Annotated in this window: 14 protein-coding genes; 4 read left to right on the forward strand and 10 right to left on the reverse strand. The window is 67.1% G+C overall.

The genetic code is table 11. The features are described 5' to 3' along the window. Window positions 1–63: 63 nt before the first annotated feature. Entirely contained in the window at window positions 64–858 is a 795-nt protein-coding gene (locus tag ACK4HL_RS09955; RefSeq protein WP_409759468.1) for a response regulator, read from the forward strand. 74 nt (window positions 859–932) lie between these two features. On the opposite strand, the gene ACK4HL_RS09960 is transcribed toward ACK4HL_RS09955, so the two are convergent. Next, window positions 933–1,097 (reverse strand): hypothetical protein, encoded by a 165-nt coding sequence (locus ACK4HL_RS09960; protein ID WP_409759471.1) that lies wholly within the window; start codon window positions 1,095–1,097, stop codon window positions 933–935. A 281-nt stretch (window positions 1,098–1,378) separates the two neighbouring features. On the opposite strand from ACK4HL_RS09960, the gene ACK4HL_RS09965 reads away from it, so the two are divergent. Both ACK4HL_RS09965 and ACK4HL_RS09970 read left to right on the forward strand, forming a co-directional pair. After that, window positions 1,379–1,831, forward strand: coding sequence for a c-type cytochrome (locus ACK4HL_RS09965; RefSeq protein WP_409759474.1), 453 nt, complete (start codon window positions 1,379–1,381; stop codon window positions 1,829–1,831). A gap of 48 nt (window positions 1,832–1,879) precedes the next feature. After that, complete coding sequence (locus ACK4HL_RS09970; protein WP_409759477.1) at window positions 1,880–2,749, forward strand: hypothetical protein; 870 nt, start codon at window positions 1,880–1,882, stop codon at window positions 2,747–2,749. Here ACK4HL_RS09970 and ACK4HL_RS09975 read toward each other — a convergent pair. Further along, a complete protein-coding gene (locus ACK4HL_RS09975) occupies window positions 2,739–3,443 on the reverse strand; it encodes an alpha/beta fold hydrolase (RefSeq protein WP_409759480.1) in 705 nt (234 codons plus the stop codon). The genes ACK4HL_RS09970 and ACK4HL_RS09975 overlap by 11 nt on opposite strands. A gap of 220 nt (window positions 3,444–3,663) precedes the next feature. Between ACK4HL_RS09975 and ACK4HL_RS09980 the strand changes: the two genes are divergently transcribed. Further along, complete coding sequence (locus ACK4HL_RS09980) at window positions 3,664–4,149, forward strand: fasciclin domain-containing protein (RefSeq protein WP_409759483.1); 486 nt, start codon at window positions 3,664–3,666, stop codon at window positions 4,147–4,149. Window positions 4,150–4,192: 43 nt separating this feature from the next. On the opposite strand, the gene ACK4HL_RS09985 is transcribed toward ACK4HL_RS09980, so the two are convergent. From ACK4HL_RS09985 to ACK4HL_RS10020, 8 genes are all read right to left on the reverse strand, one after another. After that, complete coding sequence (locus tag ACK4HL_RS09985) at window positions 4,193–4,678, reverse strand: c-type cytochrome (protein ID WP_409759487.1); 486 nt, start codon at window positions 4,676–4,678, stop codon at window positions 4,193–4,195. A 125-nt stretch (window positions 4,679–4,803) separates the two neighbouring features. Beyond that, window positions 4,804–6,963 (reverse strand): polyribonucleotide nucleotidyltransferase, encoded by a 2,160-nt coding sequence (pnp, locus tag ACK4HL_RS09990; protein ID WP_409759490.1) that lies wholly within the window; start codon window positions 6,961–6,963, stop codon window positions 4,804–4,806. A 169-nt stretch (window positions 6,964–7,132) separates the two neighbouring features. After that, on the reverse strand, window positions 7,133–7,402 hold the full coding sequence (gene rpsO / locus ACK4HL_RS09995; RefSeq protein ID WP_409759493.1) for a 30S ribosomal protein S15: 270 nt from the start codon (window positions 7,400–7,402) through the stop codon (window positions 7,133–7,135). A 19-nt stretch (window positions 7,403–7,421) separates the two neighbouring features. Continuing rightward, complete coding sequence (gene truB / locus ACK4HL_RS10000; RefSeq protein WP_409759496.1) at window positions 7,422–8,354, reverse strand: tRNA pseudouridine(55) synthase TruB; 933 nt, start codon at window positions 8,352–8,354, stop codon at window positions 7,422–7,424. Window positions 8,355–8,496: 142 nt separating this feature from the next. Then, window positions 8,497–8,883, reverse strand: coding sequence for a 30S ribosome-binding factor RbfA (gene rbfA / locus ACK4HL_RS10005; protein WP_409759499.1), 387 nt, complete (start codon window positions 8,881–8,883; stop codon window positions 8,497–8,499). Window positions 8,884–8,892: 9 nt separating this feature from the next. Continuing rightward, window positions 8,893–11,517 (reverse strand): translation initiation factor IF-2, encoded by a 2,625-nt coding sequence (gene infB / locus ACK4HL_RS10010; protein ID WP_409759502.1) that lies wholly within the window; start codon window positions 11,515–11,517, stop codon window positions 8,893–8,895. Then, window positions 11,510–12,211 (reverse strand): RNA-binding protein, encoded by a 702-nt coding sequence (locus tag ACK4HL_RS10015; protein WP_409759511.1) that lies wholly within the window; start codon window positions 12,209–12,211, stop codon window positions 11,510–11,512. Before ACK4HL_RS10015 ends, infB begins: the two co-directional genes overlap by 8 nt. Then, window positions 12,151–13,140, reverse strand: a 990-nt coding sequence (locus ACK4HL_RS10020; protein WP_409759505.1) for a transcription termination/antitermination protein NusA, incomplete at its 5' end; no start/stop codon positions are given. The genes ACK4HL_RS10020 and ACK4HL_RS10015, both read right to left, overlap by 61 nt.

Here is a 13,140-nt window from a genome sequence, read left to right on the forward strand (position 1 = left end):
ATCACCAATTGAAAACCATTGACCGCTAGCGTCTGAACCCGTGGGAAGAGGTCAGGTCGGGTGATGGCACAGGCAGCGGCGGGCATATGCGGCAAGGAGAAGAAATCGCTGAGCCTGCGTGCTTCGGACGGCAGCCGTCCGCGGCTCCTGCTGGCCGAGGATTGCGATCCGGTCCGCATCGTGACGGCCGCCATGCTGAAGGCCATGGGCTGCGACGTCGAGGCCGTGGTGCATGGCGAGCAGGCAGTGAAGAGCGCCTCCGAAAGCCCCTTTGACGTCATCGTTCTCGACATCGAGATGCCGATCATGGACGGCATCACCGCGGCACGCTCGATCCGCAGCATGGGCGGAGCCGTCGCGGGAACGCCGCTGATGGCGCTTTCCGCCTTCCTCGCCGATTCGGTGCGCACCGGAGACTGGCGCGACACCTTCGACATCGCGCTCCCGAAGCCCGCCAACCGCAACGAGCTGCATGAGGCCGTCAAGGCGGCACTCTCCTGCCAGCCCATGCCGGAGGCGAATGCCGCCGAAAGCATGCCACCGCTGATGGACGAGGCGCAGTTCGGCAAACTGCGCTGCGGCATTACCCAGCCGATCTGGCGGCAGCTCTCGGACGTGGCCTGCCGCGACATCGAAGTCTGCATCAATCAGCTCGAGCACGTGCGCTCGGGCAGGTCCGACGGCGCTCTCCTCGTCTTCGCGGAGAAGCTCGGCACGCTGGGCCGCACCTTTGCGGCACGCCGCCTCGGCTGGGCAGCCGAAAAGGTGCGGCGCGCCCGCTCGGAAGCTGCCCGCCACGAGGCCCTGGGCCAGCTCATCGCCTCCGCGCGGGAGACGGTCGCGGCGCTGCGGGGCTGAGCGCCAGTCCCCCGAGAAACGGCAAAGGGCGGGAAAACCCGCCCTGCTCCACGTTCCAGCCGTTGCGCCTGGTTTCAGCCTGCCTTCTTCAGCGCCAGTTCCGCTTCGAGCGACTTCAGCATGTGAAGGATCTCGCTCAGCTCCGGGCTGATCGCCCGCTTCGCCCTCGGCTGCCGCCGTGCCTCTTGTGCCTGAGCCTGGCTCATCGTCGCGGTCCTCGTCTCGTCCATTTCACTCATCACGTTATTCGCATGAACTTAAGGACACGCTAAACCGCTCCGGCTTAACCCCTCCGGAACGGGGCATTCATCCCGTATTCATCCGCTGCGGAGCGATTCATGCGCGTGGCTTGCGGCGCGCCCGCGGCTCCAAGCGGGCGGTTTTCGGGCAGCGTAAACGCCGGCTTACCGGCGGCTTCCGCCGGACACCAAATTGTGATGAGATAAGTGACATTATCCCTGCATAGTATGCCGGGGGCGGATCACGCGATCGCACAAGCAAGGGAAGGATGGAGCAGAGGATGTCGAAGGTCATTCTGGGAGTGCTGACGGCCGGGGCTCTGACGCTGGGGCTCGCTTCGGCGGCAATGGCGCAGGAGGGCCCCATCAAGGCGCGCCAGGCCTGCATGAAGGCGAATGGCGAGATGATGAAGGTGGCCGTGCCGATCATCAAGGGCGAGCAGCCCTACGACAAGGCCGCCCTCGACAAGGTCACGGCCGATGCCGAGGCCGCCTGCGCCGGGTGGGCCGGCTGGTGGGGCGAGGACACGAAGCCGGGCGGGCCGGTCGAGACCTGGGCCAAGGAAGAGATCTGGACCGACATGGCCGGCTTCGAAGCCGCCGGTGCCGCCTACGGTCAGGCCTTCACCGCGGTGAAGACCGCGCCGGACGAGGCGGCCTTCAGGGCAGCATTCCCGGCGCTCGGCAAGTCCTGCCAGGATTGCCACGAGAAGTTCCGCCGCCCGAAGGAGTAGGATCTGACCTTCTCCAGAAAACGTACGCTCACGGCCCTGGCGCTCATCTTGGCGCTGGGGCTTGCGGCCTTCTGGGCGCTGAGCGAGCCGCGGCCGCTCACGGCGGCGGAACTTCCGGCGCATACGCCCGACGCTGCCAACGGCAAGCTCCTCTATTCCGCCGCAGGCTGCCGCTCCTGCCACCAGCCCGGGCCGGACCTCAAGGACGTGGACCGTTCGATTCCCGCCGGCGGCGCCCCGTTCAAGACGCCGGTCGGCACCTTCTACCCGAGGAACCTGACGCCCGATCCGGAGACCGGCATCGGCGCATGGAGCGATCTTGCATTCGTCAATGCCGTGCAGCGCGGCATTTCTCCCGGAGGCGCGCATCTCGTCCCGGCGCTGCCCTACACCTCCTATGCCCATATGAGGACGGAGGATGTGCTCGACATCCGGGCCCATCTCGCCACCCTGCCTCCCGTGTCCTCGCCGGAGCGCGAGGCCGATCTTCCGGCCGCTTTCCTGACCCGCCGCGGCATCGGCCTATGGAAGTGGATCGGGCTCGATACCACGCCCTGGCAGCCTGAGCCTTCGCAGACTGACAGCTGGAACCGCGGCTCCTATCTGGTGAACGGCCCCGGCCATTGCGCCGAGTGCCACACCCCGCGCAACCTCTTCATGGCGCTCGACACCTCCCGCGCCTTCGCCGGCGGGCCCCATCCCGAGGGCGAAGGACGCGTGCCGAGCCTCAGGGGCCTGATCGAGCGCGGCCGCTACAAGGATGCGAAGGACATCGCGTCAGCCCTGCAATATGGCGAGATCATGGGCTACGACAAGATTTCCTCGGGCGGAATGGGACAGGTCCAGCGCAACATCTCGGAGCTTCCCGAGGCGGACATCCTCGCCATCGGCGAGTATCTGGCAAGTCTCAAGCAGTAGGCGAGAGGCCCACGTCCTCCATCCAGTGGTCGATCGCGGCGGCGGTCTCGTCGGGGTATTCGAGCGTCGGGAAATGCCCGCACGCGGCCAGTTCCACGTAGCGCCCGTTGCGGATCGCCGCCGACATCCTGAGGCCGTCGGCGGCGGGGGAGAACTGGTCATGAACCCCCCACAGCATGAGGGCGGGGCAGGCGATCTCCTTCAGCCTCGGCCAGAGGTCGCCTCGCCGGGCCAGCGCCTCCGCCTGGCGCGTCATCACGTCAGGGCCGACGGCGGCACACATCTCGATGAAGCAGTCTCGCGCGGCAGGGCCGTGGGGCCCGTCCAGATGGGCGATCATCTCGCCCATCTCGGCGGCCACCTGCTCCCACTCGCCCGCCCTCAGGCGCTCGACGCGGCGCTGGCCGGCGCGCGGATCAGCGACCGGCCCCGGCCCCGAGCCGATCACCACCAGGCCCTTCACCCGATCAGGCGCCGCGAGTGCCGTCTCGAGCGCCACGCGGCCGCCGAAGGAGGTGCCCAGCACCACGAAATCCTGCGGGGCCTGGGCCAGCACCTGTTCGACGCAGCCGGCGAAGTCATCGGCATCGGCGATGAGCGTGGAACTCAGGACATTCGACGGAAGCAGGGGTGCCAGGTCGGCATAGAGCCGCTCGTCACAGCCGAAGGCGGGGATCATCACGAGATTTGTCATGGCCGCCATCCTGCACCGGGAGGCGGCAAAGGAAAAGCCCGTCGGCTCACATGGCAATCACGCCAGGGACGAGCCGTCACGAAATCGTGACGAACCGGCACGGCCGGTTCTCCGATCCACGATGGGAAAGCTTTCGTTTCCGATTGCAGCGGATTGCACGAGGCGGGAAAGACGGCGAGGGCGCTCCGCATCACGTTTCAACATTCCTGGAGACTGCTTCATGCACAAGTCAATCCTTGCGGCAGCGCTGGCGCTCGGCCTCGCCTCCGCCACCGCCTCCGCCGCCAACATCGTGGACACGGCGAAGGAGGCCGGCAGCTTCAACACCCTGCTGGCCGCTGCGCAGGCAGCGGGACTCGCCGATGCGCTGGCGACGACTGAGAACATCACGGTCTTCGCACCGACCGACGAAGCCTTCGCCAAGCTCCCCGCCGGCACGGTGGAGAACCTGCTGAAGCCCGAGAACAAGGACCAGCTCGTGGCGATCCTCACCTATCACGTGGTGCCCCGGAAGCTCGCCTCGAACCAGATGATGGCCGGCCCCTTCCATGTGCGCACGCTGAAGGCCAGGCCCGACCGCACGCTCGCCATCACCAAGGGTGCGGGCGGCGTCAGCGTGGACAACGCCGCGGTTATCAAGGCCGACATCATGACCGACAACGGCATCATCCACGTGATCGACGCGGTGATGCTGCCGAGCAAGTGAGCGGGCGGGTGAGGGCGGCGCCCTCACCCTTCCCACAATTTTCTCAGCCCTTCGGCATGACCGGCGGGGCGACCACGATGTAGGGCGTCTTCGGCTCCTGCCCGGGAGGCACGAACTCCGGCGGCGCATCCCCCGGCTCTCCGAGGGACACGAGATACTGGTAGAGCGAGCGGAGATCGCCCTCGTCCATGGCATGGACGTTGAAGTAGGGCATGGGCGGACGCGCCTTGAAGGTCTTCGCATACTGCACGAAGGCGTCCTCGCTGCCCCGTTCCTTTGCCATCAGGCGGAGATTGGCGGGATAGGTGGTGCCCCACGGGCCCTGCCAGCCGAGGCTCGTGCCCTTCAGCGCCGCCGCGGGATCGAGCTTGCCGCCCGTCTCGAGATATCCCGCCGTGTGGCAGTCGTGGCAGCCGCCGGTGATCGCCACCTGCGCGCCGCGTTCCGCAGAGACCTCCGCGGCATGCGCATGCGCCGCCGCGGCCATGGCGATTCCGAGTGCGAGAGCCGCGCGAAAGCTGGTCTTCATGTCGTTCTCCCTGTCAAAGAAAGGGAGGGACTAGGCCGCGAGCGCGCCCGCGGCTGTGATGCCGGTCACAGAAAAGGCGCGGGGAACGTTCCCCGCGCCTCGCAAGATCTTCCGTAGGCGGAGGATCATTCGCCCTGGGGCGATCCTTCCTCGGACTGGCCCTCAGCCTGCTGCTTCCGCGAGATGTCCTCGCCCGTCGTCTGGTCCACCTGCTTCATCGAGAGGCGCACCTTGCCGCGGTTGTCGAAGCCGAGGAGCTTCACCTTCACCGCGTCTCCCTCGTTGACGACGTCGCTCACCTTGGCCACGCGCCGCGGCGCGAGTTCCGAAACGTGCACAAAGACGGCAAACGAAACGAAGAAATTCACGAAGGCGCCGAAGTCGACGACCTTGACGACCTTGCCGTCATAGATCTCGCCCACCTCAGGCTCGGAGACGATGGACTTGATCCACTTCACGGCCGCCTCGATCGACGGGCCGGAGGAGGAGGCCACCTTCACCGTGCCGTCGTCCTGGATGTCGATCTTGGCGCCGGTCTTCTCCACGATTTCGCGGATGACCTTGCCGCCGGTGCCGATCACTTCGCGGATCTTGTCGGTCGGGATCTTCATGGTCTCGATACGCGGCGCGTGCTCGCCGAGCGAGGCGCGGGCGCCTGTCAGGGCTTCCGCCATCCTGTCGAGGATGTGCAGGCGCCCGTCCTTGGCCTGCCACAGGGCCACCTTCATGATCTCCTCGGTGATGCCGGTGATCTTGATGTCCATCTGCAGCGAGGTGATGCCTTCCGCCGTGCCGGCCACCTTGAAGTCCATGTCGCCCAAGTGATCCTCGTCGCCGAGGATGTCGGAGAGCACCGCGAAGCGCTCGCCTTCCTTGATGAGGCCCATGGCGATGCCGGCGCACGGCGCCTTCAAAGGCACGCCCGCATCCATGAGGGAGAGCGAGGAGCCGCAGACCGTGGCCATGGAGGAGGAGCCGTTCGACTCGGTGATCTCCGAGACGACGCGGATCGTGTAGGGGAACTGGTCCTGCGCGGGAAGCAGCGGGTGGATGGCGCGCCAGGCTAGCTTGCCATGGCCGATCTCGCGGCGGCCCGTGGCGCCCATGCGGCCCGTTTCACCGACCGAGAAGGGCGGGAAATTGTAGTGCAGCATGAAGGTGCCCTTGGTCGTGCCGTCGAGCGAGTCGATGTACTGCTCGTCCTCGCCGGTGCCCAGCGTCGTCACCACAAGGGCCTGCGTCTCGCCGCGGGTGAAGAGCGCCGAGCCGTGGGTGCGCGGCAGCACGCTCGCTTCCGCCACGATCTGGCGCACGGTGCGGGTGTCGCGGCCGTCGATGCGGAGCCCGGTGTCGAGGATGTTGTTCCTCACCACGTCCTTCTCGAGGTGCTTGAACACCTCGGCCAGCTTGTTGGCGGGCGGGGCGTCGGGCTTGTCCTCGCCGGTGAGCGCGGCCATGACCTTTTCCTTCGCCTTGGCGACGGCCTCGCGGCGGTCTTCCTTCTTGACGATGGCATAGGCGGCACGCACGTCCGCCTCGGCGATGGCCTTCACCTGGCCGTAGAGCGCCTCGTCGTCCGGCGGCGTGAAGTCACGCGGGCTGCGGGCAGAGCGCTCGGCCATGCGGATGATCGCCTCGATCACCGGCTGGAAGCCGCGGTGGCCGAACATGACGGCACCGAGCATGATTTCCTCGGAGAGCTCCTTGGCCTCCGACTCCACCATCAGCACCGCGTCCTGCGTGCCGGCGACGACGAGGTCGAGGGAGGAGAGCTTCTGCTGCTCGATCGTCGGGTTCAGCACGTATTCGCCGTTGATGTAGCCAACGCGCGCGGCACCGATCGGGCCCATGAAGGGAATGCCCGAGAGGGTGAGCGCGGCGGAAGAGGCCACCATGGCGAGGATGTCGGTGTCGTTTTCGAGGTCATAGGAGAGAACGGTGGCGATGACCTGCGTCTCGTTGCGGAAGCCCTCGACGAAGAGCGGGCGGATCGGCCGGTCGACGAGGCGCGAGATGAGCGTTTCGCGCTCCGTCGGGCGCCCTTCGCGCTTGAAATAGCCGCCGGGGATCTTGCCGGCGGCATAGGTCTTTTCCTGGTAGTTGACGGTCAGGGGGAAGAAGTCGATCCCCGGCTTCGCCGAACGCTCGGCAACGGCAGTGGCCAGAACGGTGGTCTCGCCGAGCGAGGCCAGAACGGCGCCATCGGCCTGGCGGGCCATGCGGCCGGTCTCGAGGCGCAGCGTCTGCCCGCCCCACTGGATTTCTTCGACGTCGATATTGAACATCTGGTTTTCCTTTGTGCCCTTCGCCGCCGCTTGAAAAACGTGCACCACCACTGTGGACGGCATCCCCCTTGGGCCTCTCGCGAGTCCGGCCCCATTGCCGGACTCTGAAGGTGGGGACGCGGGCGGCTACTCGGTGATCCGCCCGCTCGTACCTGTTCCCGGAACCCGCTTAGCGGCGGATTTCGAGGCGCTTGATGAGCGTCTGGTAACGCTGATCGTCGATCCGCTTCAGGTAGTCGAGAAGCGAACGGCGCTTGCTCACCATCGTCAGGAGCCCACGTCGGGAGTGATTGTCCTTCTTGTGGGCCTTGAAGTGTTCGGTGAGATAGTTGATGCGTTCCGTCAGGATCGCAACCTGGACTTCGGGCGAGCCGGTGTCACCGGGCTTCGTGGCGAATTCCTTCACGAGAGCGCTCTTGCGCTCGGCAGTCATGGTCATTCGGTCATCTCCAAATGGTTTACAGGTTGAACAAACGCTTCGGCTTGAGCATTCCCTCGCTGACCTGGCCGATGCCGACGGGCTTTCCCCCGCTCGTCACCAGAACCGCTTCTTCCGCGATGGGAGCATTCGCGCCTCTGAGAAGGACGGGCTGTCCTAGTCTCAGGCGTCGGGCCTTTTCCCCGTCTATGGCCAGTGCCGGGATGCCGTCCAGCACGGTCTCGATCGGGAGCAAGGCCCCAGTTTCGGCGTTGCCGCCGGGGGCCTTATGGCTGAGTTCCGTAAGGTTTTCCAGTGAAATCATGTGGGCTTCGGTAAACGGCCCCACCGCCACCCGGCGCAGCATGGAGACATGGGCAACCGTGCCGAGCGCCCTGCCCATGTCGCGGGCGAGCGAGCGGATGTAGGTGCCCTTCCCGCACGTCACCTCGAAGGTCGCGTGATCGGCGTCGGGGATCTCCACCAGGCGCAGCGCCTCGATGGCGACGGGCCTCTCGGCGAGGTCCACCGCCACCCCTGCCCGCGCCAGGTCATAGGCGCGCTCGCCCGCCACCCTGATTGCCGAAAAGGCTGGCGGCGCCTGCAGGATTTCGCCGGTGAAGCGCGGCAGTATCGCCTCGATGTCCTGTCGCGTGGGCCGCCGGTCAGAGCGCGCCGTCACCTCGCCTTCGAGGTCGTCCGTCTGGCGCTCCTCGCCCCAGCGCGCGGTGAAGCGGTAGATTTTCCGTCCATCCATCGCATAGGAAACGGTCTTGGTCGCCTCGCCAAGCGCGATGGGGAGAAGGCCCGAAGCCAGCGGATCGAGCGTGCCGCCATGGCCCGCCTTCTCGGCATTGAACAGAAATCGCACCTTGCCGACGGCCTGGGTTGAACTCATGCCGAGTGGCTTGTCGAGGATGACCCAGCCGTGAACGGGGATGCGCTGCTTCTTGGGCATGATCTTTCCATGCATGTCCCTTCTCCCATCGGCAGGATGGGAGAAGGCGGCCGGCAGGCCGGATGGGGGCTCTTTCGTGCGGCAAGACCTGCTGAAACAGGCCCTCATCCGCTCTCCGGGCACCTTCTCCCATCGCTTCGCAACGGGAAAAGGGAAACTATTCTTCCTTCTTGAGATCCCGCGCCACTTCCGGGCTCCTCAGGAGCTGGTCGATCTTGTTGGCGTAATCCAGCGCGGTGTCCACCCGGTAGCGGATCTCGGGGGTGAACTTCATGTCCAGCTTCGGCGCGACGAGCCCGCGAATGTAGCGCCGGTTGCGGTTCAGCGCCTCGAGCAGCGCCTGCTCCTTGCCGGGCACGAGGGTCCTGACGAAGGCGGTGGCGATCTTGAGGTCGGGCGAGATCTGCACCTCGACCACGGTCGGGTTCAGCCGCTCGAGCTCGGGATCGCCCGATTCGCCGCGCAGGAAGATGTCCGCCAGCGCATGGCGGATCAGCTCGCCGGCGCGGAGCTGGCGTTGGGAAGGGGCGCTGCCTTTGCTCATCTCGACTCGTCAGTCCAGCGTGCGCTGGACCTTCTCCACCCGGAAGCACTCGATGATGTCGCCGGCGCGGATGTCCTGGTAGTTCTCGAAGGCCATGCCGCACTCCTGGCCCACCGGCACTTCCTTCACCTCGTCCTTGAAGCGCTTCAGCGTCGAGAGCGTGCCCTCGTGGATCACCACGTTGTCGCGGATGAGGCGCACCTTGGCGCCGCGCTGCACGGTGCCCTCGGTGACCTGGCAGCCCGCCACCTTGCCGACCTTGGTGATGTTGAACACCTCGAGGATCCGCGCATTGCCGAGGAAGGTCTCGCGCAGTTCCGGCGCGAGCTTGCCAGCCATGGCCTGCTTGATGTCGTCGACCAGGTCATAGATGATGTTGTAGTAGCGGATCTCGATCCCCGCCCGCTCCGCCGCGTCGCGCGCCTGGGCCGAGGCGCGGACGTTGAAGCCCAGCACCACCGCCTTCGATGCTTCGGCGAGGCCGATGTCGGACTCGTTGATGCCGCCCACCGCGTAGTGGATGACGCGCGCCTTGATCTCGGCGTTGCCGATCTTCTCGAGCGCCTGCACGATGGCTTCCGCCGAGCCCTGCACGTCGGCCTTGACGAGGATCGGGAACTCGGTCGCCGTGCCCTCCTTCATCGCCGACATCATCTGCTCGAGCGAGGAGCGTGCGGCGGCCGCACCGCGCGTCTCGCGGCGCTTCCTCTCGCGGTACTCCGTCACCTCGCGGGCGCGGGCCTCGTTCGGCACCACGTCGAACTGGTCGCCCGCTTCGGGTGCGGAATTGAGGCCCAGCACCTCGACCGGCGTCGAAGGCAGAGCCTCCTTCACCTGCTGGCCCTTGTCGTCGACGAGGGCGCGCACGCGGCCCCAGGCGGAGCCGGCGACGAAGATGTCGCCGAGCTTCAGCGTGCCGCGCTGCACCAGCACCGTGGCCACGGGCCCGCGGCCCTTGTCGAGCTGGGCTTCGACGACCATGCCGCCCGCCTCGCGGTCCGGGTTGGCCTTGAGGTCGAGCAGCTCGGCCTGCAGCAGGATCACGTCGAGCAGCTTGTCGAGGTTCGTGCCCTTGAGTGCGGACACCTCCACCTCGAGCGTGTCGCCGCCCATGCTCTCCACCACGATCTCGTACTTCAGGAGCTCGTTCCTGACGCGCGTCGGGTTGGCGGCCGGCTTGTCGATCTTGTTGATGGCCACGATGATCGGCACGTCGGCCGCACGGGCGTGGTTGATGGCCTCGACCGTCTGCGGCATGACGCCGTCATCGGCGGCGACCACGAGCACGACGATGTCGGTCGCCTTGGCGCCGCGCGCGCGCATCGAGGTGAAGGCCTCGTGGCCGGGCGTGTCGATGAAGGTGACGACGCCGTTGGTGGTCTCGACCTGGTAGGCGCCGATGTGCTGGGTGATGCCGCCGGCTTCGCCCGAGACAACGTTGGTCTTGCGCAAAGCGTCGAGCAGCGAGGTCTTGCCGTGGTCGACGTGGCCCATGATGGTGACGACCGGCGGGCGCGCCTTCAGCTGCTCGGCCGAGTCCTCCTCGCCCGAGAGGCCTTCCACGACGTCGGCTTCCGACACGCGCTTGACCTTGTGGCCCATCTCCTCGGCGATGAGCTGGGCGGTGTCGGCATCGATCACGTCGTTGATCGTGTGCATCTCGCCCTGCTTCATCAGGAACTTGATGATGTCCACGGCGCGCTCGGCCATGCGGTTGGCGAGTTCCTGGATGGTGATCGCCTCGGGGATCACCACTTCGCGGCTCACCTTCTCGGTGGGGAGCTGGAAGCCCTGCGACTGCTTTTTCAGCCGCTCGGTGCGGCGGCGGAAGGCGGCGACGGAGCGGGCGCGCTCGTCGTCCTCGTTCATGGCGTTGACGACCGACAGGCGGCCGCGGCGCTTGTCCGCCTCGCCCTTCGCGGGGCGGGTCGGGACGGGAGCCTTGACCTCGCGCTTGATGGTGCCGGGGCCGACGCGGCGCGGCGCCTCGTCTTCCTCCTCGGCGGCGCGCTTGGCGGTCGTCGGCAGGGCCTTGCCGGTGAGCGGCTTCACCGGCGCGGTGGCGGGCGTGACGACGCCGGGCTGGGTGCCGCGGGGGCTGAGCTTCTTGGCGGCCTCCTCGGCCTTGCGGCGGCCCTCCTCCTCGGAGCGGTGGCGGGCCTCTTCCTCGGCCTTGCGCTTTGCGGCGGCTTCGCGCTCGATGCGCTCGCGCTCATCCTGCTCGGCGCGGCGGCGGGCCTCCTCCTCCTGGCGCTTGCGGTCCTCGGCCTCGCGCACGCGGGCGCCGGCCAGCGCGCGGTCACGCGCTTCCTTCTCCTCCGGCGTCAAGGTGCGCAGCACGACGCCCGAGCGCTGGGTGGCCTGCGGCTTCGGCGCCTGCGGCGTCTGGGTGTTGGACGGCGGCGAGGGGGTGACGCGCGGCTGCGGCTGGAAGGCGGGCTTGGCTTCGGGCGCACCCGGCTTGTCGTCGCCGAAGCGCTTGCGCTTGGTCTCGACGACCACCGTCTTCGAGCGGCCCGCGCCAAAGCTCTGCCTCACCTTGCTCTGCTCGATCGCCGGCCGTTTGAGGGTCAATGTCCCGCCACCCGGGCGGTTGCCTTCGGGCTTGCGGTCTTTGTCGTTGCTGTCAGTCATCTTCTCTCTTCAGGTCCTCGGAAGGCCCGCCAAGGCCCTCAAACGTCTCGATCCGGCGCACCGCTGCGGAGAGCTTTTCGGCAAGCCCTCCCTTGGCCACGGCAGCATGTACCACATTTGCCCGGCCAAAAGCCAAATCCAATTCTTGGCGATCGAAAAGAACGATCCTCTCGACGCCGGGCTCCGCCAGCCTGTCCAGTTTCCGGCAACCGTCGGGCGCGGCATCCGTTCCATGGAACAGCAATTTTGCCCGTCCCCGGCCCAGCATCTCCTCAACCTTGGTGAAGCCCGAGACGGCCTCGCCCGCCTTCCTGGCGAGCGAGAGGAGCGAGAGCGCGTTCTGGCGGAGCAATTTCGCCACCATATCGGGCAGATCGGGCGGGATTGTGGTCTCCGCCTGAAAGCCGCGCGAAAACAGCCGCTTTCGCATCGCCTCGGCCAGCGCCGCGCGATCGAGGCTCACCCACACCCCGCGCCCCGGCAGCTTGCGCGCCAGGTCGGGCACCACGAGGCCCTCCGGGCTCCGGACGAAGCGGATGAGATCCGCCTCCTCCTTCACCTTCCGGGTGAGAATGCACATGCGGTCGGACAAGGGCTGATCCGCCTCGTCCTCAGGGCCTCGGGGCGATTCGATCAGGCGCTCACCTCGCCTTCCTCGGATTCCGCCTCGGGCTCGACCGGGGCCTCGATCCAGCCCGCCTTGATGCGGGCCTTGAGGATCAGGTCATTGGCCTCGTCCGACCCGACCTCGAGGTCGGAGAAGGCGCCCTTGTGCTTCACCGCACCGCCCGCCTTGCGCTCGGTCCAGCCGATGAGCTCGTCGGTGGCGCAGCCGGCGAGATCCTCCACCGTCTTGATCCCCGCCTCGCCCAGCGCCACCAGCATGGCGGGCGAGAGGCCCTCGATCTCCTTCAGCTCGTCCTGCACGCCAAGCTCGACGCGGCGGGCATCGAGTTCCGCGGCCTGACGGTCGAGATATTCGCGCGCCCGGTTCTGCAATTCTTCCGCCGTCTGCTCGTCCAGGCCCTCGATCGAGGCGATCTCGCGGAGGTCGACATAGGCCACCTCCTCGACATTGGCGAAGCCTTCCGAGGCCAGGAGCTGTGCCAGCGTCTCGTCGACGTCGAGCGCATTGACGAAAAGCTCGGTGCGCGCGGCGAATTCCTTCTGGCGGCGCTCGGATTCCTCGGTCTCGGTCATGATGTCGATGTCCCAGCCGGTGAGCTGGGAGGCGAGCCGGACGTTCTGGCCGCGCCGGCCGATGGCGAGCGAGAGCTGCTCGTCCGGCACCACCACCTCGATCCGCTCGGACTCCTCGTCGAGCACCACCTTGGTCACTTCCGCCGGAGCGAGCGCGTTGACGACGAAGGAGGCGACGTCCGGCGTCCACTGGATGATGTCGATCTTCTCGCCCTGGAGCTCGTTCACCACGGCCTGGACGCGGCTGCCGCGCATGCCCACACAGGCGCCGACCGGGTCGATCGAGCCGTCCTTGGAGCGGACCGCGATCTTGGCACGGCTGCCGGGGTCGCGGGCCACCGCCACCACCTCGACCACGCCGTCGTAGATCTCGGGCACTTCCTGGCCGAACAGGCGGGCCATGAATTCGGGATGCGTGCGGGA

The organism is Aestuariivirga sp. (assembly GCF_046294715.1).
Taxonomy (GTDB): Bacteria; Pseudomonadota; Alphaproteobacteria; order Rhizobiales; family Aestuariivirgaceae; genus Aestuariivirga.